This is a genomic window from Shewanella sp. 10N.286.52.C2, assembly GCF_002874545.1.
GTDB lineage: Bacteria > Pseudomonadota > Gammaproteobacteria > Enterobacterales > Shewanellaceae > Shewanella.
The window spans coordinates 37220-57068 of sequence record NZ_MCTV01000039.1; the positions used below are offsets into that span (position 1 = coordinate 37220).

Consider the following 19849-nt stretch of genomic DNA (forward strand, 5'->3'; position numbering starts at 1 on the left):
TGACTTAGTCTTAATCCTTATCGTAAAAAGTTATTTTGATTGTTTACATGTTCACAAACTAATTGCATTTCTATATTGTTTTATCAAACATCATATGTTTAAATACTTATCATGTATCGCGTTATCAATATGCTTATTTGACTACTGATTAACGGGTTCAGTTAAAAGCTTATTACCTAGTTTGTTTTGAATTTTTCACATGGAGCGTTGCTAATGCTGTCTAAACAACTTTATATCGGCGGTAAACTCATATCGAGCGGATCAACCACTGATGTTATTAATCCTGCAACTCTTTTATCGGTAGGCAGCATTGCTGCGGCAGATATTCCTCAAGCTGAATTAGCGCTTGAAGCTGCACAAAAGGCGTTTCCAATTTGGTCTAAAACATCTATTCAACAACGTACTGAATGGATGTATAAATTACGTGATGCAGTGATAGAAAATGAACAGCATTTACGTGAGTGTGTGCATCTTGAAATGGCTAAGCCTTGGGCATCAACCAAGGAAGACTACCAAATGTTGGTCGACAGTTTAAATTTTTATGCTGATGCCATGCTCAATTTAGCGCAAGAGACATTAGAAGATAAAGAGGGCACCCACGTCCATGAACTTCGCCGCGAGCCAGTAGGGGTTGCTGCTGCATTTCTTGCATGGAATTTTCCGCTGCTTAATCTTGCTTATAAGTTAGGCCCAGCAATGGCTGCAGGTTGTCCTCTTGTCATTAAGCCTTCTGTTAAAACCCCATTATCTGCTTATGCCGTCGGTGAACTTTGCGCTCAAATTGGCTTACCTGATGGCGTGGTTAATATTATTTCTGGCCCTGATCACAAAGTGGGCGATGCCATTTCTGCATCCACTATCCCATCTTTATTAACATTAATCGGTTCAACCAATGTCGGTAAGCACGTTATTGGTACAGGGGCTACGTCAATCAAACGCTACTCGATGGAGCTTGGTGGCAATGCACCTGCCATCGTATTTGCTGATGCAGATTTAATCACGGCTGCCGATGTTATTTGCGGCGTGAAATACAGTAATGCTGGCCAAATTTGTGTTGCTCCTAACCGAGTCTTTATTGAAGAGTCTGTGGCTGACGAATTTATTGAAATGGTGTTAACCCGCACTCATTCCGTCAACGTTGGTTTTGATAAAGAGGCTGATATTGGAATGGGACCACTGATGGACGGTGCTTCTTGGCAGCGTATCGATGGCTTAGTAAAAGAAGCGATTGCTCAAGGCGCCAAGTTGTTATCAGGTGGCGGTAAACCACCAGGATTAGACACCGGATATTTTTACAGTCCTACCGTGTTACTGGGTGTGACACCTGAAATGGCGATATCGAAAGAAGAAGTTTTTGGACCAGTTATTAGCATTGCTACCTTCAAAAATCATCAAGATGTACTGAACCTTGCTAATGATACTGATGCGGGCTTAACCGCTTATGTGTTTACTCAAAATCAAACGACAGCGGACCATTTTGCGGACGAACTTCGTTTTGGCGAAGTACAAATTAATGGGATTAAATATGCCATTAATTTACCGCATTTTGGGATTAAGCAGTCAGGAGTTGGAGTTGATTGTTCGTTGCTAGCGCTCGACGATTACTTGGCTTATAAACGCATCTCACGTGCGCTTTAATCAGATTAATTTGGGACTATTATTGAATGAAAATTACTGAAATTATAAGCCACGTTCTGCAGTACGATCTTGAAGAAGAGTTAGGTTACTCGCAGCAGTATTATGCCAAACGTACTACTCACCTAGTCGAAATTAAAACGGATGTTGGCATAACAGGTTGGGGTGAGTGTTTTGGTGGCGGCGGAATCGCTTTTGCCAACAAAACAATCGTTGAAAAAGTGATTCAACCTATGATCCTTGGTATGGATCCGCTAGATCGCGAAGTGATCTGGCATAAGGTGTACAACTTAATGCGCGACCATGGTCAAAAAGGCATGCCTATTCAGTCTTTGTCGGGTGTGGATATCGCTTTATGGGATATTGCCGGTAAATTCCTTGACCAGCCCGTCTATAAGTTACTGGGCGGTGCCTTTAGAGACCGTATCCCAGCTTACGGTTACGGCATGATGCTACAACGTCATGACGACCTTGAAGCACGCTTTACCGATGAAAGTGCCCGCATTAAAGAGATAGGCTTTAAAGCGATGAAAATGAAAATCGGTTTAAGTCCTGATAGAGATATTAAATTAGTTGAAGCTGTACGCCGCGGCATTGGTGATATGCAATTAATGGTCGATGCAAACCATGCCTATACCACCAGAGAGGCGATCCCTCTGGGACGTGAGCTGCAAAACCTTGGCGTAAATTGGTTTGAAGAACCCGTAGCACCTGAAGATAAACAAGGTTATCGAGAACTGTGTGAAGCCTTAGATATGACCATTGCAGGTGGTGAAGCAGAATTCACCCGCTGGGGTTTTAGAGACTTAATTGAAAATCGCTGTGTGGATTTATTGCAACCTGAAGTTTGTGCATTAGGTGGCATTACTGAATACCAAAAAGTATTAGCGATGGCACACGCACATTTTATTCCGGTAATAAATCATGTTTGGGGCTCTGCTATTGCTGTGGGTACCAATTTGCATTTATTGGCAGCATTACCTGATTTACCAGGCGCAGCTCATCCAATTCAGCCGATGCTCGAATACGATACTACTCCGAATTTATTCCGTGAAGACTTACTTAAAGAGCCATTAAACATTCTTAAGCAAGTTAAAGAAAACGATGGCACGGTTGCACTTCCACAAGGGACTGGTATTGGCGTAGAGCCAGATCCAGACTTCATAAAACATTATGAAGTTTTCTAAGCCCACATCATTGTAGAGAATTTTTAAATGACAGAGCAATCGTCACCCACGCCTGTACTTATTGCAGTCGATTGGGGGAGTAGTAATTTTCGCGCCTTTTTATTGGATAAACGCGGCAAAATCTTGTCTGAAGTATCGGCGCCTCAAGGTATGTTATGCCTTAAAAAAGATGAATTTGAAGCTGCGCTTTTAGCCCATATACAGCCATGGGTTACAGACTTTTCAGTGCCAGTGTTAATGGCCGGCATGGTGGGTAGCGCACAAGGTTGGGTCGATGCAGGCTATATAGATTGCCCAGCAGATGCTAAACAAGCCGCGATGAAATTATGTCATGTGGATAACGAATCGAAATTGTCTATTCGCATTGTACCGGGCGTTAAGTGTCAGACTGCTAATTTACAACCTGATGTTATGCGCGGTGAAGAAGTGCAGGTATTCGGCGCCGTATCATTGATTGAGCACGAGTTGGGTTTATTAAACAATGCTCAATTAGATAAGTTAGTTTTTTGCTTACCTGGAACCCATTCTAAGTGGATAAAAATGGCTAAGAATGATCAAGGTCAACCAATCGTAGAAAGCTTGTCGACTCAAATGACGGGCGAGATGTATAACATCGTAGTTGAAAACAGCATTCTTGGAAAAGGCGTATATAAACAAGCGACTGATGTTGATATGGATAGCTTTTTACAAGGCGTACATACCAGTCAAAGGGAAGGGGGTTTGCTGCACCATTTATTTAGCGCGAGAACTTTACGACTAGAACAGCGATTAGATGACAAGCATGTTTGTAGTTATATTTCAGGATTACTGATTGGCGCTGAATTATGTTCAGTGTTGGCGGCATCATCCCTTGAACATATTTATCTCATTGGCAGTTCGACTTTAAACACACTTTATGCTCAAGCGCTAAAAGAACTTGGTTTACTTTCAACCCCAGTGAGCAGCGAGAAAGCCTCTGCTTTAGGCATGGTGATGGTAGCTGAGCAAGCGAATTTAATTAAATCAAAGGAAGTGCATTAAATGCCGATTACTCTTAAAGAAGCCATGAGCAAAATGCCATTGGTTGCAATTTTACGTGGCGTGACACCTGCTGAAGTATTAGATGTTGCAGATATTTTAGTGACCGCTGGATATCGCGTTATAGAAGTTCCTTTAAACTCACCGTCGCCTTACGAAAGTATTAAGTTACTTAGTGATAGATATGGTAACGATGTCATCATTGGTGCTGGCACTGTTGTTAGCCAGGAACAAGTTGATTTAGTCGAAGCTGCGGGCGGGCGTATTATTATTTCTCCCCATGCTGATGCAAAATTGATTCGGTACAGTAAAGCGAAAGACCTTTATTGTGTCCCCGGTTTTTTCACACCATCTGATGCTTATGCGGCTATTAATGCGGGTGCAGATTCGCTTAAATTATTCCCAGCTGATGCATTTGGCCCTATGGGGTTAAAAGCAATGTCAGTTGTTCTTCCTGATATTGATATTTTACCTGTAGGGGGAGTTTCACCAGACACTATGCAAGCATTTATTGATGCTGGTGCCAGTGGGTTTGGTTTAGGAAGCGGCTTATATAAGGCTGGGATGAGTGTTGAGCAAGTTAAGCATAACGCTTTGGCATATGTCCAAGGTTATAAAAGTACCTTAACAGCCCACTAGGCCAGAACTTTAGAGTTCAATAATGCCGTAAACTGAGTTCAGTGTGTTGTTTTAGTTCAGTCATTTCAGAGATGATTTTGAACTTGTCTGTTGTTGCTATTATACAAATAGTGTTGTTTTACTTTCCTGTATACTTATTCCTAGTAAGTATCTGTTGTAGCTTTAGCAGCCGAAAGGCTGCTATTTTTTTAGTTACTTCTGCTTTTGATCTAAAGCATCAATTTATCTAATATGAAGTCAATATATTATCATTAAGTCTCAATCGTAGATTGTTTCAATTGACACCTTAAACATACTATGTTTATATTTAACCTATGAGTGAATTAATATATTACGATTTAAAATGCACCCAAGGAATGTCGCCTAGTCTTTCTGTACAAGTTGCTAAAGAACTCGGTCGCCGCATTGTTTCTGGTGCTTTCGAAGCCCACAGTCTTATTGACGATGAAAATGCCTTGGCGTCTCGGTATCATGTTAGTCGAGTGGTAGTTCGTGACGCTGTAAAGATTCTAGTAAGCAAAGGTTTATTAGAAGTGCGGCGGGGCATTGGTACTCGTGTTCAATCACGAGATAAGTGGAATATGCTGGATGATGACATTCTTGCTTGGCATTTATCAGCGCCACCCAATCTTAATTTTTTGAAGCAGTTAATGGATGTACGATTAGCATTTGAGCCTAAAGCCGCGCGATGGGCTGCTGAGCGTGCGACGGATGCAGACATTGCTGAAATTGCCAAAGCAGTTGAAGGAATGGCGCAGGCTTCTGGTACTGCAGAAGACTTTATTATTGCCGACTCTTTGTTTCATAAAGCGGTGATGAAAGCGGCAAACAATGGTTTTCTGGCATCGATGGAAGGCGTTATATATTCTGCGTTATTGGTAAGTATTAAAATGACCAATAAAGACCCTCGAGACAATGGAGCGTCGGTTCCTTTTCATCGAGATGTGTATGAAGCCATTTTTAATCGTGATGGTGACAAAGCTGAGAAATTAACCGAAAAACTGCTCAATGATGCCAGTATTCGCCTTTCTCTTAGCCAAAGTGACAATAATTAACATCAGATGGTTGTGTATCATCACAAAATCATATACATAGTATGTAGTTATATTTCTTGGGATAGAATAATTACATGAGTGAACTAACATACTACGATTTAAGAAGAACAAACTCGATGTCGCCGAGTTTGCCGGTTCAAGTAGCAAAAGAGTTAGGTCGTAGGATTGTTGCTGGAACGTTTGTGCCTGGTACGCTTATTGATGATGAAAATAAACTGGCTGAACGCTATCAAGTCAGTCGAGTTGTCGTTCGTGATGCGGTAAAAATTCTTGTTGGTAAAGGCTTATTAGATGTACGCCGAGGAATTGGTACTCGTGTTAAACCTAGAAATAACTGGGCTTTACTTGACGATGATGTTTTAGCTTGGCACCTTTCTGCACCACTTAATCCTGACTTTTTAACTCAATTGATGGAGTTTAGACTCGCATTTGAGCCTAAAGCTGCCAGTCTCGCAGCATTAAATGCCACGGAAGAAGATATTCAAGCAATTACTCAAGCGCTGGCTGAAATGGAAGCGTCTACAAGCGATGTGGATCGTTTTGTGATTGCAGATGCACACTTTCACAGTGCTATTTTAAAAGCGTCTCATAATGAGTTATTCATTTCGATGGAATGTGTCATCTTTTCGGCATTGCTAGTCAGTATTCGTGTGACTAACCAAAATGATGCTGAAAACAAAAGCTCAATACCCTTTCACAAAGAAGTGTTTGATGCGATTAAAGCAAAAGACAGTACGTTAGCCCAGTCGTTAACAGAAACCTTGTTGAGCGATGCTAAGGCAAGGCTTGTAGAACTTATGTAATTTCTGCATGTGTCATGGCTAGCAGCATTATCTGATAGATAAAATTAATGTGCTTAAACCTTGAGGTTTAAGCACGTTTTTATTTATGGCTTAGAAGTAATCCATATTGATCCTCTAAACATCACATGTTTAACTGTATGGGATTGAATCAAATTAATTTTTACTGTTTTACCGTCTCTTTCTCTCATTGCTTAAATTAAGCCACATAAGGATTTAGTGTGTCCAATATATCAAAAACAGTTGATCAACAAGCATTACGTTTTAAATCGATAGCAGAGCATTTAGTAGCACAGCGTAATGCTACACAGCCTAAGTCTGAATTTAATTTATTACAGTCGCCTAAAACTTTGGCTGATGCTCATGCTGTACAGCAATTGATGATAGCCCTACATGATCATGCTCCCTTAGGTTGGAAATGCCTTACCCCAAGAGAAGATGGCAGTATTATCGCAGCACCATTGTTGGGGCAAGTTGTTGAAACTCAGGTGGTATGTCAAATGAAAGCGGTTAATGGCCAAGCATTGATAGAACCTGAAATCGCATTCTTACTCAGAAGTAACTTACCCAGTGGCAAACATTACAGCGAAGCAGAAATAGATGCTGCCATAGGTTCAACTCATATGGCATTAGAGCTTATTCAGCCGAGGTTTAGTCAAGGTTATAAAGCTAATCATTATGAGCGTTTAGCTGACGGTTTAAGTAATCAAGGTTTATTTATTGGCCCTGAAATTGAGAAAGCGGCGGCTTATAAAGCGGCTGGCATAAACATTACAATGACTCAGGCAGGGATTAAACATGATTATATCGGTGTTCACCCATGTGAATTACCTCAAAATCCTATGTATTGGCTGGTTAACTATTTATCTGCATTAGGAATCGAGTTAAATGCGGGAGAGTACATTATAACGGGGTCATACCACGGCGTAATAAAGGTCGATATGGATACGCCTTTATCCGTTGTTTATGACAACTTAGGAGAGTTTGAAGTGAGTTTTTCACATAACGAGTGTTGCGATTAATCGTGCTGACGTTAAAGTAGTCAATAGCCTAAACTATGAATAATAATGTCACTGTGGTTGTTTATTCAGTCACAGTGAATTTGTTTTCTTATAATTATTTTGAAATAAATCCTTATTTTATTTCAATAATGTGTTTAGTTTTTGTTGACTAAAGCGCAATTCAACATTATTTTCTTTTCTTTATTAATCTTTCTTTTTTCAAGGAAAAACCGTGATGACAGAGCCATCTGCGATCAGTTTGATCCCGCCTTTGGTTGTTATAATTTTAGCGATTTTATTAAGAAGACCGATACTTGCCTTAGTGATAGGCGCAGTTGTGGGATTATTGATGCTAGATCCTGCTGAAGCATTGAATAATTTTTCAGAAATCTCACTGAGTGTAATGGCTGACGAAACTATAGGTTGGCTGATATTAGTGTGTGGTACCTTCGGCGCTTTGATTGCATTATTAGTCAGGACCGGCGGCGCTTTTGCCTTTGGTAAAAAAGCCTTACGAGTAGCGAAAGGGCCCAAATCGTCATTAATGATGACCTTTGTATTAGGTGTGGCCATCTTTATCGATGATTATCTTAACGCGCTCACCGTGGGTGAGACCATGAAGCGCGTCACCGATAAATATAAAATCTCCCGTGAAATGCTCGCTTATGTGGTTGACTCAACTGCGGCGCCGATTTGTGTGCTGGTGCCGTTATCAACTTGGGCTGTATTTTTCGGCGGTTTGTTAGTAGACAACGGCATTGCCGAATCGGGGCAGGGCATTGCGGTATATATGCAGGCGATTCCTTATATGCTCTATGCTTGGGTGGCAGTGATCATGGTGCCATTGGTTATTTTAGGGGTTATCCCACTTATTGGACCGATGAAAAAAGCAGAATTTAAAGCCAAGCAAGGTATTGGTATTCCTGTGGATGAGTCTGCAGAAACTCACACCAGCGATGATTATGGCGTTAAGGCGATTGAAGACAATTTCAGCGCCGCAGATGAACAAGGCAAGTTACATAACTTTTTAGTGCCCATCATCTTACTGGTCGGTTTTACCGTGTACTTTGATATAGATGTCTGGCTAGGTTTATTAGCGACAATGCTGATCACTATTCCCTATTATGCGGTGCAAAAATTAATGCCGTTCTCCGATATGATGGAGCAAATGATCGACGGCTTTAAAAGTATGTTGCCTGCAATCGGTACAGTAATTGCTGCATTTATATTTAAAGATGTTTGCGATAAATTATTGCTGCCACAATTTGTAATTGAAAGCTTAAGCCCCTATATGACTGCGCAAATGTTACCAGCAGTGGTATTTGTCGCAATGGCGGTTTTAGCGTTTGCTACGGGTTCAAGCTGGGGCATCTTTGCTGTCTCCATCCCCATTGTGATGCCGTTAGCCCAAGCTGTTGGCGCGGATATGCCACTCGTAATAGGCGCGCTGCTTTCTGCGTCATCTTTTGGCAGTCAGGCGTGTTTTTATAGTGACTCCACCGTACTCGCTGCCCAAGGTGCAGGCTGTAATTTAGTTAGCCATGCGGTAACGCAATTACCTTATACGCTTATTGCCGCTGGCATTACCTTTATTGGGTTTATTTTTATTGCTTAGAATATAAGTTCATAAGTCGAGGTTATCGCATTAAACCCGTGCTGAAACTGAATCAATCTCAGTATCAACACGGGTTTTTTTATGGGATAGTGATTATAAATAAATCAACCGTGGAGTCGGTGACAAATGGGGCTAGCTAATCAACAAGCGATAACCAAAAATGTGGATTCTGAATCATTCACTGGTTGCAAGTTGGCCCTGATTTTTGAAGATAAATTAGTGGTGTATTTACGGGATGATAAAACCAGCATTCCTTTTCCAAATCAATGGGACTTTCCCGGTGGTGGCCGCGAAGGCAAGGAGTCGGCCCAAGAGTGTGTGCTTAGAGAGTTACATGAAGAATTTGACATTAGGCTGCCAATAGAGCGTTTGATATACAAACAGCGGGGGATTAATCAAACTGCAAATGGCCACTCCTACTTTTTTGTCGCTTATATTACTCAAACTGAACTAGATGCGATTAATTTTGGCTCAGAAGGCCAATATTGGCAATTGATGACGATTACCGATTATTTGGCTCATCCAGCTGCAATAGCGCCATTAAAACAAAGGTTACAGCAGTTTTTAGCAACGAATTAACACGTTTATTGAGTCACTCATTAATACTGAGCACCCAAAAAGTTAAACCTACATATTAAGGATGATCATGTACCTACCTAAAAAATTACAAATGCAGTCTAACGAGGCTTTAGACTTTATCCAGCAGTATGGCTTTGCTCTGCTTAGCTCGAGCGATTTACAAGCCTCTCATCTGCCATTAATCCTTAAAACTGATGCTGACGGTAATCACACGTTATATGGCCATATGGCAAAAGCCAATAATCATTGGAAAACATTGGATTTACAATCTGTGCTGGCGGTATTTTCCGGTCCTCATGGGTATATTTCACCTACTTGGTATGACGGTTTTCCTGCGGTGCCAACTTGGAATTATGCCGCGGTACATGTCACAGGCACTTTTGAGCTAACTGATAACAATGAAACCATTTTGCATTTAACTGACACCATTGCTAAATATGAGCCTGAATTATTACAACATGGTGGTTTTATTCCGAATGACTACCGCGATAAATTGGCAAAAGCCATTGTTGGTTTTAAAATTTCAATTACTGGCGTTGAAGGAAAACTCAAGTTAGGCCAGCATCGCTCAGAGGCTGATCAACTAGGGGTATTAGCGGGTTTGGCCAAATCGACAAACTTAGATGCTCAGCAGTTATATCAATATACTAAGCAAATGTTGAGTCAAACATAAGCATGGGCAGCGATGTGTGTTACTTAAACTGAATAAATCTTAGTTAAGGGGCGTTAATGCAGCAGTTAGGCAACAAGGGTTATGTTATTTCAACGGATCAAAATAAATTAGATATCAGTGTTATTCACGGTTTTATCTCACAAAGCTATTGGGCCAAAGGGATGCCGATAACAGTATTAGCCAAGGCCATTGAGCATTCTTTGTGCTTTGGGGTATTTACTGACCAAGACCAGCAAGTTGGTTTTGCCCGCCTTATCACAGATAGAGCCACATTCGCCTATCTAGCTGATGTGTTTATTACTGATCAACATCGGGGAATTGGCCTAAGTAAGTTACTCATCGAAAAGGTGATAAGTCACCCCGATATACAGGGATTAAGGAGAATGATGCTGGCCACAAGGGATGCTCATGGCCTTTACGCTCAGTATGGTTTTCTGCCGATAGATAATCCCGAAATATTAATGCAAATTTGGCGGCCAAACATTTATCAGCAAGCACAAAATGATACTTAATTGTGGCTTGTTGACAGTGTTTGAGCGCGCTTTAAATAACCACTTAATGGCAACCAAATTAACCCGCACAATAACCCACTTACGACGCCAATTAAGTGAGACTCTGTGGCGACTCTGGCATTGATCAGCTCACTGACGCTGTCACTGGCGCCAAAATAGGTTTCATAACCAGCTTTGATGATGACCCCTAACAATAACAAATAGCCTGATTTAAAGCCTTTTCGGATATCAAGTAGCGCGCCAAAAGTGAAAAGTCCGTGTAATAGCCCGCTTAGCCCCACATAACCCTTTAGTTCTGGGTAAAACCAATATAAGCCGAGTCCTTCAAGCATTGCCAAACTCAAAAATAAGCCTGCGAGTTTAACGCTATGCTGTTTGTAGTGGGTCTCATGCAAAAACAAAATCACCCAAAAACCGGCTAGGTTCATTAGTAAATGCCACAAGTTAGTATGCAGAATATTACCACTAAGCAGTCGCCACCATTCACCTTGGGTAATTGAGTCATAGCGATAAGCCAGTAAACTGTCGATATCTATTTGTGCAAGAGGCAGTAAATTTAAGGCAAATAATGCCGCGCAAATGACGCTCACTATAGTTGCAAAAACATATACGCCAATTTGAGTTTGCTTATTTGCCATGTCAGTAACCCTATTTTAAGCTTTAGCCATTTTTTGATTAAGCTCAGCCATTACAGTGTCAGCGTTAGCTAAATAATCATCTAAACCACGTTGGCGAAGGGTGCAGGCTGGGCAATCGCCACAACCACAGCCCTTTATGCCGTTGTAACAGGTAAGGGTTTCATTTCTGACTAAGGTTAATGCTTGGTATTTATCTGCTAGTGCCCATGTTTCAGCTTTGTTTAGCCACATTAACGGGGTGACAATTTGTAATGGTTTATCCATACCTAACGCCAATGATTGCTGCATAGACTTGATAAATTCATCACGACAATCAGGATAGCCAGAAAAGTCTGTTTCACACACGCCAGTGATAATGGCATCGCACCCTAACTGATAAGCATAAATGCCCGCTAAGGTTAAAAAGAGAATATTGCGCCCAGGGACGAAGGTATTAGGCAGTCCATTATTCATGATCTCATGGGATACCGGAATTGAATCTCGAGTAAGCGCAGACACCGCAAGCTCATTGAGTAAACCCACATCCATGACTTTATGGCTGGCAATGTTTAATTCTTTAGCAAGTGATTGAGCAATTTCAATTTCTTCACGGTGACGCTGGCCATAATCAAAGGTGATGGCATGCACTTCGTCATATTGAGACATTGCTTGAATGAGGCAGGTTGTAGAGTCCTGACCTCCGCTAAATACGACAATTGCTTTAGACATTTTTTTCACCATATAAAATTTAGATATCTACATGTTCCCAGAGCAGACTCATTGAAACAGTTAGTTAATTGAAGCCGTTGATTACGGGCTAAATTATAACGACATTAAGGATAACTTTCATGGTTATTTAACTTTTGATTAGTAGAATTTTAGTGAGATTTTTATAGCAGTGACCTTTTTGTAAAAGCGGCTATTAATAGGCTGATTAATAATCAGCTTTCATCAGACATATGTAATTAGTTGGCAGGTAATCTAATAAGCAGTCATTATCATGGCCGTTAATGGTTGCAGCTACAGTGAAAATACACTATAAATGCGCCCTTACTGAGAATAAGGCAGCTAAATGAAATATCCAGTTAATGAAGTTTTTGAAACCATCCAAGGTGAGGGCACCTTTACCGGCGTTCCAGCAATTTTTGTTCGTTTGCAAGGTTGTCCTGTTGGTTGTGCTTGGTGTGATACCAAACAGACTTGGGATGTATTAGAAGCAAATAAGGTATCTCAAGAACAAGTTATTGCTGTTGATGGCACCATTGGTCGCTGGGCAAATCATGATGCGCATTCGTTATTAACGGCATTTACTGATAAAGGTTTTACTGCGAAACATATTGTCATTACTGGTGGTGAGCCATGCTTATATGATTTAAGTGACTTGACCAGCCAATTGATTGAAGCTGGCAATAGTGTGCAGATTGAAACCAGTGGTACTTTCGAGATTCATTGTCATGAGCAAGTCTGGGTTACCGTGTCACCAAAAGTAAATATGAAAGGCGGCTATAAAGTCTTAAAGGCGGCGCTAGAGCGCGCTAATGAAATTAAGCATCCCATCGCCACCCAAAACCATATTGATGAACTTGATGAGTTATTAGTGGATATTGATGTATCTAATAAAACCATTTGTTTACAGCCTATTAGTCAAAAACCTCGGGCAACTGAACTTGCCATGAAAACCTGTATAAGCCGTAATTGGCGCTTATCAATTCAGACCCATAAATATTTAGATATCGATTAACTAACATATTGAAAAATAATCCCGCCTAATGTCAATTGGGCGGGGTTATTTTTTATAACTGATTTTATGGCTAAATTTTTATAACTTCCCCAAACAACCACTGCTGTTAAAATGTTGCAACTCTAGGTCAAATTCTTCAGTACAACCGATATTGTTATTAATCCATTCATTATTATAATAGGTATCTAAATAGCGCTCACCAGAATCACACAGCAAGGTCACTAACGAGCCTGTTTCGCCTTTTTGTTTCATCTGACAGGCTAACTGCAACACGCCATATAAATTAGTCCCCGTTGATGGCCCTACCTTACGGCCAATATGCTGTGCTAACCAGTTCATGGTCGCAATGGATGCTGCATCAGGGATTTTTTTCATTTCATCCACTACACCTGCGATAAAAGACGGTTCAACCCTTGGGCGACCGATGCCTTCAATATTACTGCCTTTATCGCTGGTAATACTTGCATCACCATTTATATAGTAGTCATAGAATACCGAATTTTCAGGGTCTACCACGCACAGCTTAGTATCAAGTTGTTGGTAATTAAGGTAGCGGCCAATGGTTGCTGAGGTACCGCCAGTGCCTGGGCTCATCACAATCCATGCTGGAATTGGATGTGGCTCTTTTTGCATCTGATTAAAGATAGAGTCAGCAATATTGTTATTGCCGCGCCAATCGGTGGCGCGCTCAGCATAGGTAAATTGATCCATATAATGGCCATTGAGTTGCGCTGCTAGGCGCTGAGATTCTGCATATATTTGGTCAGTTTTGTCGACGAAATGACAACTACCACCATAAAACTCAATTTGTTGGATTTTCTTTTTCGCGGTTGTGGCTGGCATTACCGCAATGAACGGTAGGCCAAGTAACCGAGAAAAGTATGCTTCAGATACTGCAGTACTGCCAGATGATGATTCTATGATGGTGGTATTTTCATTAACCCATCCATTTGAAATCGCATACAGAAACAAAGAGCGGGCTAAACGGTGTTTTAAACTGCCAGTTGGATGGGTGCTTTCATCTTTAAGATAAATGTCGATGCCAGTTAATTGTGGAAGTTCTAACTTAATTAAATGTGTATCGGCGCTGCGCTGAAAATCAGCTTCTATTTTAGCTATGGCTTGATTAACCCATTGTTTAGACATCTGACATCCTAAGTTTGCTGTAATCGGATTATCTTAAAGATAAATAACAAGATCAGGAAGTTAAATTCTAATGTTTTATGAACAAGGCTACATTTTGACGCTAGACAGCAAATTAATAATCGATATCAATAAATGACTAGGATAAGGCTGTGAAGTTGAAACTAAGCAAATCTTGATGATAAAACTGAAGTGAAACTACTGAGAATTGAAATTGAGCTAATTTGAATGAGCTAATTTGAATGAGCTAACTTGATGAACTGAAGTGACTAAAAGAAATGGTGGAGGGAGAAGGATTCGAACCTTCGAAGGCTGAGCCGTCAGATTTACAGTCTGATCCCTTTGGCCACTCGGGAACCCCTCCACATATTTTTTCTTTTTTACGTCAATCTAACTGGGTATAACTTTACATTTATATCTTTAAATATTAGCAATCAATTTTAACTATGTTGACCACATAAATAAAATCAATTTTAAATATTTTTGCTAATGAATGGTGGAGGGAGAAGGATTCGAACCTTCGAAGGCTGAGCCGTCAGATTTACAGTCTGATCCCTTTGGCCACTCGGGAACCCCTCCACATATTTTCATTAACGCTGTTACTTTTTACTCGTGTTACCTCTAATTTATGCTGGCCACATAAAATAGATTTTTAATGAAGCATAAACCGATAAATGGTGGAGGGAGAAGGATTCGAACCTTCGAAGGCTGAGCCGTCAGATTTACAGTCTGATCCCTTTGGCCACTCGGGAACCCCTCCACGAAACGGTATATTTATCATTGTGCAAATGGTGGAGGGAGAAGGATTCGAACCTTCGAAGGCTGAGCCGTCAGATTTACAGTCTGATCCCTTTGGCCACTCGGGAACCCCTCCTCAATTGCGGCGGCAATAGTAGTCACGAATTAAATATAAGTAAAGGAAAAATCGAAAATAATGCTCAAGTATTTGTTTAAGTGGTCGATAAAATATCAACCTTGATAAATTTGATGTAAATATATGCAAATTGAGTCGCCATTAGTCAACGAACTGCAATTAGGCAATCGCCTTAATGATGCAGTTGAACACCATAGAAGAGGCGAATTCGCGCTACTACTTTCTATGTTGTCTAATGACGCTTGCGATATGGCGCAATTTCAAGTCGATAAAAATTTATCCATTGATGAAAAATTATATAAACAGTTACATATTCCTAAACCCCAAGCATTAGTGTGCGATATATCTCAGCAACAGGCGATTAATCATGCCGGTGATTTTTATGAAAGCGGTTTAAGCCAATTTCATTTACAGCAGGCGTTAAAACCTGAAGCTGTAGTGACGCGGGGAAAATATGATGAAGATTTGCAAATCACCTTAGCGAATTGTGATCTACTGACTAAACTTAAGCACCAACAATTAGTCCCAGATACATCAGCTCTAGCGCAAACTGAATTTCTTGAGCAATTAACCATACAAAGAAAGATGAGCGAAACCCTAGCATCACAACTTTATGCCGTTGCCTAGTTAATGCAGGTGCTTAGTAAATGCCGTGGCAGTGATTAAGCCGTTACTTGAGTTAGTTGCTACTAAGCGTTAAGCGCCCGCTGGTTAGACAGCCCCAATTAGGTGTATTACTGATTGGTAATATTGTGAGGCATATAAAAATTTTATTTCAGTTTTTGGGCTATGCTGACGTTTTAATGTGTATTGATAGGTGATAAAAGTGATAAAAACGATTACTAAGCAAGAAGTACAAGTCAGTGACAACTGTAATGATTGTGGCAGCTTTGTCGATATTGGTGCTGTTATCGAAGAAGAAGATACACAACTTATCTTGCAAGTTGATGGTGAAAACTTTCAGCAAATTGCAGATGACTTAGTTAGCAAAGCCAAAGAACGTTTTAGCAATGTCAAAGTACAGCAGCAAGTAACCGAGCAAGATGCGGTGGTTACTTTTGAATTTGACGTTACGGTAGAAAAAATGATTTTCCAATTAGAAAACGGCCTTTAATTAGTCGTTTCTATGAGGTGTTGAAGGTTACAACTTGCTGTTTTAAAATAGGAAGTGTAACCTTCACTTACCGAAGTTGAGTAAAATTCAACATCATGATTTTGATAAAATCATTTTTGTAAATATCTCTTTTTAGCAACACTTCTTAACATTTTTAGAGTGTTATTAACGGCTAAGTTCCGTTATTTTGAGTAGAAAAAACCTCCACAGAAAGAGGTTTACCCGACTGTTAAGTTGTCCTTTGGGAATAATAATGAAGCAAACTGAGCAACAACATTTATTAGAGTTAATTGTAAACTCTGTCGCCAAAGAACAAGGCGACTTTAAACAGACCTCAGAGTTAGTCTGTAAATTACTACTAAAGTTTTTTAATGCTAGTAGCGTTTCAGTTATTTCATTACGTAACAAGTCACTAAAGCAAGAAATCATTGCTTGTCTGTCTGCTGATGACAGCCTAAAACAATTAATTTACCAACACCGCAACGATAATCTTGTTGCAAATGCCTACTTTGATGATATACGCCGTTACCGTCATATTGTCAGTGACAGTTCTCAAACTGACACCCGTCTGCAGGGCTTAAGTGCTTATTATAAGCAAGCCAATGTTCACGCAAATTTAGATGTTGCCATCCGTATCAATGGTCATATAGAAGGGCTATTGTGCATTGAGTTTGAACATCCTCTAAAGCTAACAAGCGATCAAATACAATTTGCTTGTCAATTTGCCGATCAATTGGCTTTAACCCTTGCCACCCGCTATGCCTACGATAAAGATGAGCGAATAACACTATTTCACAGTGCTACAGAGCAAGCTAAGCATGTATTGATGCTTATTAATCTTAAAACCCAAATTATTGAATATATAAATCCAGCTCATGAAAAAATGACTGGCCTAAGTCGCGATATTGTTCAAGATAATCAATTAGTCAGCTTAGATTTTTTTCGTGGCAAACGAGAGCTTGCTGATGAAATGACCCAAGCGTTAATCAATGGCAATGTGGTAGAAGGTGAAAGTGAGCTAACTCGTCTTGATGGCTCGAACTACTGGGTGCAGTATCAAGCCAACCGCTTTGTCACTGAGCAAGGAAACGATTACGCCTTAGTGTCATGCCTTGATGTTACTGCTCAGCGTAAAAGCAAAGAGCAGCTTGAGCATCTTGCTTGGAATTGCAGCCTCACCGGCCTGAGTAATCGCCTTCATTTTACTCAGCAATTAGAAAGGCTCTCACAAGGCACGTTGATCCTTATCGACTTAATGGGCTTTAAGCGGTTTAATGATACCAATGGTCATGAGCAAGGCGATGCCTTGTTATCCGAAGTCGCTCGACGATTAAAGCATTTTGCTAACAGCCATGATGCTATTGATGTGGCGCGAGTCGGCAGTGACGAATTTGCAATGATTTTACCGCAATTTGATGCTGCTGAATTACTCGAGAACAATATTAATAAGTTATATCAACAATTACTGGTCACCTCGGTAATTGGTCGTGAAAAAGTTGACCCTAAAGCGGCGCTAGCCATTGTTGATATAGCTGCGGTTGCAGATCAGTTTTCACCACTATCCTGTGCTGATATTGCTCTGCAGTACGCGAAAAAGAAGCCATCACTGAATTACCAAGTCTTTAATGATGACTTATTAGCAACCTTTAAAAATAACGCCGAAATAGAGCGAGATTTACAAACCGCGGTACGTAACAGGCAATTTGAACTGTATTATCAGCCACTGATGGATTTAAAAAATCATAAATTTATTGGCGCAGAAGCATTAATCCGCTGGCATCACCCCAAAAAAGGTGTGCTTTACCCGGGGGCATTTATTGATATCGCTGAACAAACCGGCATGATCACTGTCATTGGCGAATGGGTATTAGAAGCGGCCTGTAAGCAACTTAACTTATGGCAGCATAAGAATGTTGATATCGTCATGCATGTTAATGTTGCTGCAAGGCAATTTTTCAGTGGCAATTTATTTGAGCAAGTTTGGAGCTTAGTTACCCGCTACCGGATTAAACCACAAAGCTTAATTTTAGAAATTACTGAAACTGAGTTAATGGGAGATATTCGCCATGCAACCCGACTTTGCCAAGAATTAGCCGATTTAGGCGTTGGCTTAGCCATCGATGATTTTGGTACAGGTTACAGCTCTATGCGTTATTTAAAGCAGTTTCCAATTACTAAGTTAAAAATCGATCGCTCATTTATTGCCGATTTAACCACCAGTCATCAGAGCCGTGAAATTGTCAGCGCCATTATTGCTATGGCCAAGGCGTTAAATATATCCCTAACAGCAGAAGGGGTTGAAACCAAGGAGCAAGAGCTGTTCCTTGAAGATAGCTGTTGCCATCACGCACAGGGTTATTTATACAGCCCAGCCATAAGAGAAAACGAATTTTCACAGTTTATTTTTGAAAAAAATGAAGTCGTGCATTAGCACGACTTGTTGTTATTTGATGGCGTGTTAGCCTGTTAACTTCATGCAGCAGGCTTTAAATTTTTTACCACTATGGCAGATACATGGGTCATTTCGCTTTGGTAAATCCGCGTTAAATTGCTCACCAGTGGTGTAAAACCACTTAGCGTCTTCTCGAACAAATTGTGATTTTTCATAGATCGCATCGATTTCACCGTCATGATAAAACCAAGCTTTAAAGGTCACCGTTGCCGTGGCGAGCTCATCTTGTGGCTCAAAATTAATCACCTCTAATCCAAGCCATCGAGTAAGCTCAGCCCCTTGAGACAAATCATTAATAGATAGGCCGCCGCGATAGTTAGCATGATGAGTCTCGATTAAATAGGGATAGTGTTGTAATACAAAGGCGCAATAACGCGAGCGCATCAGGATCTCAGCTGTGGCTGCAACTTGAACATTACTGTGGTATGGCTTACAACAATCTTCATAAGTTGAATCACTGCCGCAGGGACAATGTATTTTAGTCGTCATAGTAGCTGTCTTTTAAATGCAATGAGTAAAAATGGGTTATAAAGTGTTGAAGGCTTATCTTTAATGGCTTAAAGCACTGATTATTAAACTGGTTAATAAGAGTTTTAAACTAGTAGCTTTAACAATTGCTATGGAATTCGATGTTCTGCTTCAACGGGTACAGAACCCACTTCAGCTTCATTTTCAACTGATATTGATTTAGCTTCAGTATTGAATTGGCGACCATAATATAAGTTAGAAATGGGTTTTGCCGAATAGTAAAGCTCAGGGTTCATTTTGGTGTTTGAATCAACAATAAACTGCCATTGATTGTTAGTGTCTTTTTGTGACACAAAAACAAATTTACCTGAAAATACACTAATTTGATCGCCTGTTTCTTTTTTAGGGTGGAATCGAACCAAATAAAAGCCAACGTCAGTAGCACTATCGTTAGTTAGCTTTCTATTGATGACTCGAAAATCGACTTCAATACGGGCTTCTCTTTTAGCAATTTTTTCAAAAAAATGCTGATAAAGTTCAACTATTTGTGGTTTACCGGTAATGATACCTTGATTTGGTGTTTCAGAAAGGTACACCGCATCATCGGTATACATGGTCTCGATGATACTGATATCTAAATTTTCAAAACCTGACGCAAAAGTTTTATAGTTTTGGTTTATGATTTCGTTATCTGTCAAGGTCACAGCTTGATTGAAAAAACTGATTA

Annotated in this window: 20 protein-coding genes and 4 tRNA genes; 15 read left to right on the forward strand and 9 right to left on the reverse strand. The window is 40.3% G+C overall.

The features are described 5' to 3' along the window. The first annotated feature begins 213 nt into the window (after positions 1-213). The 11 genes from BCU94_RS13955 to BCU94_RS14005 all read left to right on the forward strand — a co-directional run bounded on the left by BCU94_RS13955 (position 214) and on the right by BCU94_RS14005 (position 10713). Complete coding sequence (locus BCU94_RS13955) at positions 214-1638, forward strand: aldehyde dehydrogenase family protein (protein ID WP_102476720.1); 1425 nt, start codon at positions 214-216, stop codon at positions 1636-1638. A gap of 26 nt (positions 1639-1664) precedes the next feature. Beyond that, positions 1665-2822, forward strand: a complete 1158-nt coding sequence (locus BCU94_RS13960) for a mandelate racemase/muconate lactonizing enzyme family protein (RefSeq protein WP_102476721.1) — start codon at positions 1665-1667, stop codon at positions 2820-2822. A 27-nt stretch (positions 2823-2849) separates the two neighbouring features. Further along, on the forward strand, positions 2850-3842 hold the full coding sequence (locus tag BCU94_RS13965) for a 2-dehydro-3-deoxygalactonokinase (protein ID WP_102476722.1): 993 nt from the start codon (positions 2850-2852) through the stop codon (positions 3840-3842). Further along, a complete protein-coding gene (locus BCU94_RS13970; protein ID WP_102476723.1) occupies positions 3843-4478 on the forward strand; it encodes a 2-dehydro-3-deoxy-6-phosphogalactonate aldolase in 636 nt (211 codons plus the stop codon). Between the two features lie 314 nt (positions 4479-4792). Beyond that, positions 4793-5533, forward strand: a complete 741-nt coding sequence (locus BCU94_RS13975; RefSeq protein WP_102435576.1) for a FadR/GntR family transcriptional regulator — start codon at positions 4793-4795, stop codon at positions 5531-5533. A 74-nt stretch (positions 5534-5607) separates the two neighbouring features. Beyond that, on the forward strand, positions 5608-6336 hold the full coding sequence (locus tag BCU94_RS13980; protein ID WP_102435574.1) for a FadR/GntR family transcriptional regulator: 729 nt from the start codon (positions 5608-5610) through the stop codon (positions 6334-6336). Between the two features lie 218 nt (positions 6337-6554). Next, positions 6555-7355 (forward strand): 2-keto-4-pentenoate hydratase, encoded by an 801-nt coding sequence (locus BCU94_RS13985; RefSeq protein ID WP_241903426.1) that lies wholly within the window; start codon positions 6555-6557, stop codon positions 7353-7355. Positions 7356-7569: 214 nt separating this feature from the next. Continuing rightward, entirely contained in the window at positions 7570-8949 is a 1380-nt protein-coding gene (locus BCU94_RS13990; RefSeq protein WP_102476724.1) for a Na+/H+ antiporter NhaC family protein, read from the forward strand. Positions 8950-9075: 126 nt separating this feature from the next. Next, on the forward strand, positions 9076-9528 hold the full coding sequence (locus BCU94_RS13995; RefSeq protein WP_102476725.1) for an NUDIX hydrolase: 453 nt from the start codon (positions 9076-9078) through the stop codon (positions 9526-9528). 67 nt (positions 9529-9595) lie between these two features. Beyond that, complete coding sequence (locus BCU94_RS14000) at positions 9596-10201, forward strand: FMN-binding negative transcriptional regulator (RefSeq protein ID WP_102476726.1); 606 nt, start codon at positions 9596-9598, stop codon at positions 10199-10201. Between the two features lie 56 nt (positions 10202-10257). Beyond that, positions 10258-10713: a GNAT family N-acetyltransferase gene (locus BCU94_RS14005; RefSeq protein WP_102476727.1), complete on the forward strand. Its 456-nt coding sequence runs from the start codon at positions 10258-10260 to the stop codon at positions 10711-10713. Here BCU94_RS14005 and rrtA read toward each other — a convergent pair. Then, entirely contained in the window at positions 10710-11351 is a 642-nt protein-coding gene (rrtA, locus tag BCU94_RS14010; RefSeq protein WP_102435564.1) for a rhombosortase, read from the reverse strand. The genes BCU94_RS14005 and rrtA overlap by 4 nt on opposite strands. A 15-nt stretch (positions 11352-11366) precedes the next feature. Further along, the gene (gene queC, locus BCU94_RS14015; RefSeq protein WP_198589275.1) at positions 11367-12059 is read right to left on the reverse strand and encodes a 7-cyano-7-deazaguanine synthase QueC; all 693 of its coding nucleotides are present in this window, start codon (positions 12057-12059) and stop codon (positions 11367-11369) included. Between the two features lie 343 nt (positions 12060-12402). On the opposite strand from queC, the gene queE reads away from it, so the two are divergent. After that, positions 12403-13071: a 7-carboxy-7-deazaguanine synthase QueE gene (queE, locus tag BCU94_RS14020; RefSeq protein ID WP_102476728.1), complete on the forward strand. Its 669-nt coding sequence runs from the start codon at positions 12403-12405 to the stop codon at positions 13069-13071. A gap of 78 nt (positions 13072-13149) precedes the next feature. On the opposite strand, the gene BCU94_RS14025 is transcribed toward queE, so the two are convergent. The 5 genes from BCU94_RS14025 to BCU94_RS14045 form a co-directional block, all read right to left on the reverse strand. After that, positions 13150-14217, reverse strand: a complete 1068-nt coding sequence (locus BCU94_RS14025) for a PLP-dependent cysteine synthase family protein (RefSeq protein WP_102435558.1) — start codon at positions 14215-14217, stop codon at positions 13150-13152. Between the two features lie 276 nt (positions 14218-14493). Continuing rightward, positions 14494-14578, reverse strand: a tRNA-Tyr gene (locus tag BCU94_RS14030). 130 nt (positions 14579-14708) lie between these two features. Beyond that, a tRNA-Tyr gene (locus BCU94_RS14035) sits at positions 14709-14793 on the reverse strand. A 96-nt stretch (positions 14794-14889) separates the two neighbouring features. Beyond that, a tRNA-Tyr gene (locus tag BCU94_RS14040) sits at positions 14890-14974 on the reverse strand. Positions 14975-15003: 29 nt separating this feature from the next. Next, a tRNA-Tyr gene (locus BCU94_RS14045) sits at positions 15004-15088 on the reverse strand. Between the two features lie 123 nt (positions 15089-15211). On the opposite strand from BCU94_RS14045, the gene BCU94_RS14050 reads away from it, so the two are divergent. From BCU94_RS14050 to BCU94_RS14060, 3 genes are all read left to right on the forward strand, one after another. Then, entirely contained in the window at positions 15212-15715 is a 504-nt protein-coding gene (locus BCU94_RS14050; RefSeq protein WP_102476729.1) for a VC2046/SO_2500 family protein, read from the forward strand. 199 nt (positions 15716-15914) lie between these two features. Next, entirely contained in the window at positions 15915-16202 is a 288-nt protein-coding gene (locus BCU94_RS14055; RefSeq protein WP_102476730.1) for a DUF406 family protein, read from the forward strand. A gap of 253 nt (positions 16203-16455) precedes the next feature. Continuing rightward, positions 16456-18633 (forward strand): EAL domain-containing protein, encoded by a 2178-nt coding sequence (locus BCU94_RS14060; RefSeq protein WP_102435552.1) that lies wholly within the window; start codon positions 16456-16458, stop codon positions 18631-18633. Positions 18634-18660: 27 nt separating this feature from the next. Here BCU94_RS14060 and BCU94_RS14065 read toward each other — a convergent pair whose 3' ends face one another. Then, a complete protein-coding gene (locus BCU94_RS14065; RefSeq protein ID WP_102435550.1) occupies positions 18661-19143 on the reverse strand; it encodes a YchJ family protein in 483 nt (160 codons plus the stop codon). Positions 19144-19271: 128 nt separating this feature from the next. After that, positions 19272-19820 carry a nuclear transport factor 2 family protein gene (locus tag BCU94_RS14070; protein WP_241900987.1) on the reverse strand — a complete coding sequence of 183 codons (549 nt, stop codon included), beginning with the start codon at positions 19818-19820 and terminating at the stop codon, positions 19272-19274. Positions 19821-19849: the final 29 nt, after the last annotated feature.

Coding starts and splice junctions, on each gene's coding strand:
- BCU94_RS14050 (WP_102476729.1), top strand. CDS start 15,212: ATGCAAATTGAGTCGCCATTAGTCAACGAACTGCAATTAGGCAATCGC.
- BCU94_RS13955 (WP_102476720.1), top strand. CDS start 214: ATGCTGTCTAAACAACTTTATATCGGCGGTAAACTCATATCGAGCGGA.
- BCU94_RS14065 (WP_102435550.1), bottom strand. CDS start 19,143: ATGACGACTAAAATACATTGTCCCTGCGGCAGTGATTCAACTTATGAA.
- BCU94_RS13980 (WP_102435574.1), top strand. CDS start 5,608: ATGAGTGAACTAACATACTACGATTTAAGAAGAACAAACTCGATGTCG.
- BCU94_RS14005 (WP_102476727.1), top strand. CDS start 10,258: ATGCAGCAGTTAGGCAACAAGGGTTATGTTATTTCAACGGATCAAAAT.
- queC (WP_198589275.1), bottom strand. CDS start 12,059: ATGTCTAAAGCAATTGTCGTATTTAGCGGAGGTCAGGACTCTACAACC.
- BCU94_RS13995 (WP_102476725.1), top strand. CDS start 9,076: ATGGGGCTAGCTAATCAACAAGCGATAACCAAAAATGTGGATTCTGAA.
- BCU94_RS14025 (WP_102435558.1), bottom strand. CDS start 14,217: ATGTCTAAACAATGGGTTAATCAAGCCATAGCTAAAATAGAAGCTGAT.
- rrtA (WP_102435564.1), bottom strand. CDS start 11,351: ATGGCAAATAAGCAAACTCAAATTGGCGTATATGTTTTTGCAACTATA.
- queE (WP_102476728.1), top strand. CDS start 12,403: ATGAAATATCCAGTTAATGAAGTTTTTGAAACCATCCAAGGTGAGGGC.
- BCU94_RS14060 (WP_102435552.1), top strand. CDS start 16,456: ATGAAGCAAACTGAGCAACAACATTTATTAGAGTTAATTGTAAACTCT.
- BCU94_RS14000 (WP_102476726.1), top strand. CDS start 9,596: ATGTACCTACCTAAAAAATTACAAATGCAGTCTAACGAGGCTTTAGAC.
- BCU94_RS13960 (WP_102476721.1), top strand. CDS start 1,665: ATGAAAATTACTGAAATTATAAGCCACGTTCTGCAGTACGATCTTGAA.
- BCU94_RS13990 (WP_102476724.1), top strand. CDS start 7,570: ATGACAGAGCCATCTGCGATCAGTTTGATCCCGCCTTTGGTTGTTATA.
- BCU94_RS13965 (WP_102476722.1), top strand. CDS start 2,850: ATGACAGAGCAATCGTCACCCACGCCTGTACTTATTGCAGTCGATTGG.
- BCU94_RS13970 (WP_102476723.1), top strand. CDS start 3,843: ATGCCGATTACTCTTAAAGAAGCCATGAGCAAAATGCCATTGGTTGCA.
- BCU94_RS13975 (WP_102435576.1), top strand. CDS start 4,793: ATGAGTGAATTAATATATTACGATTTAAAATGCACCCAAGGAATGTCG.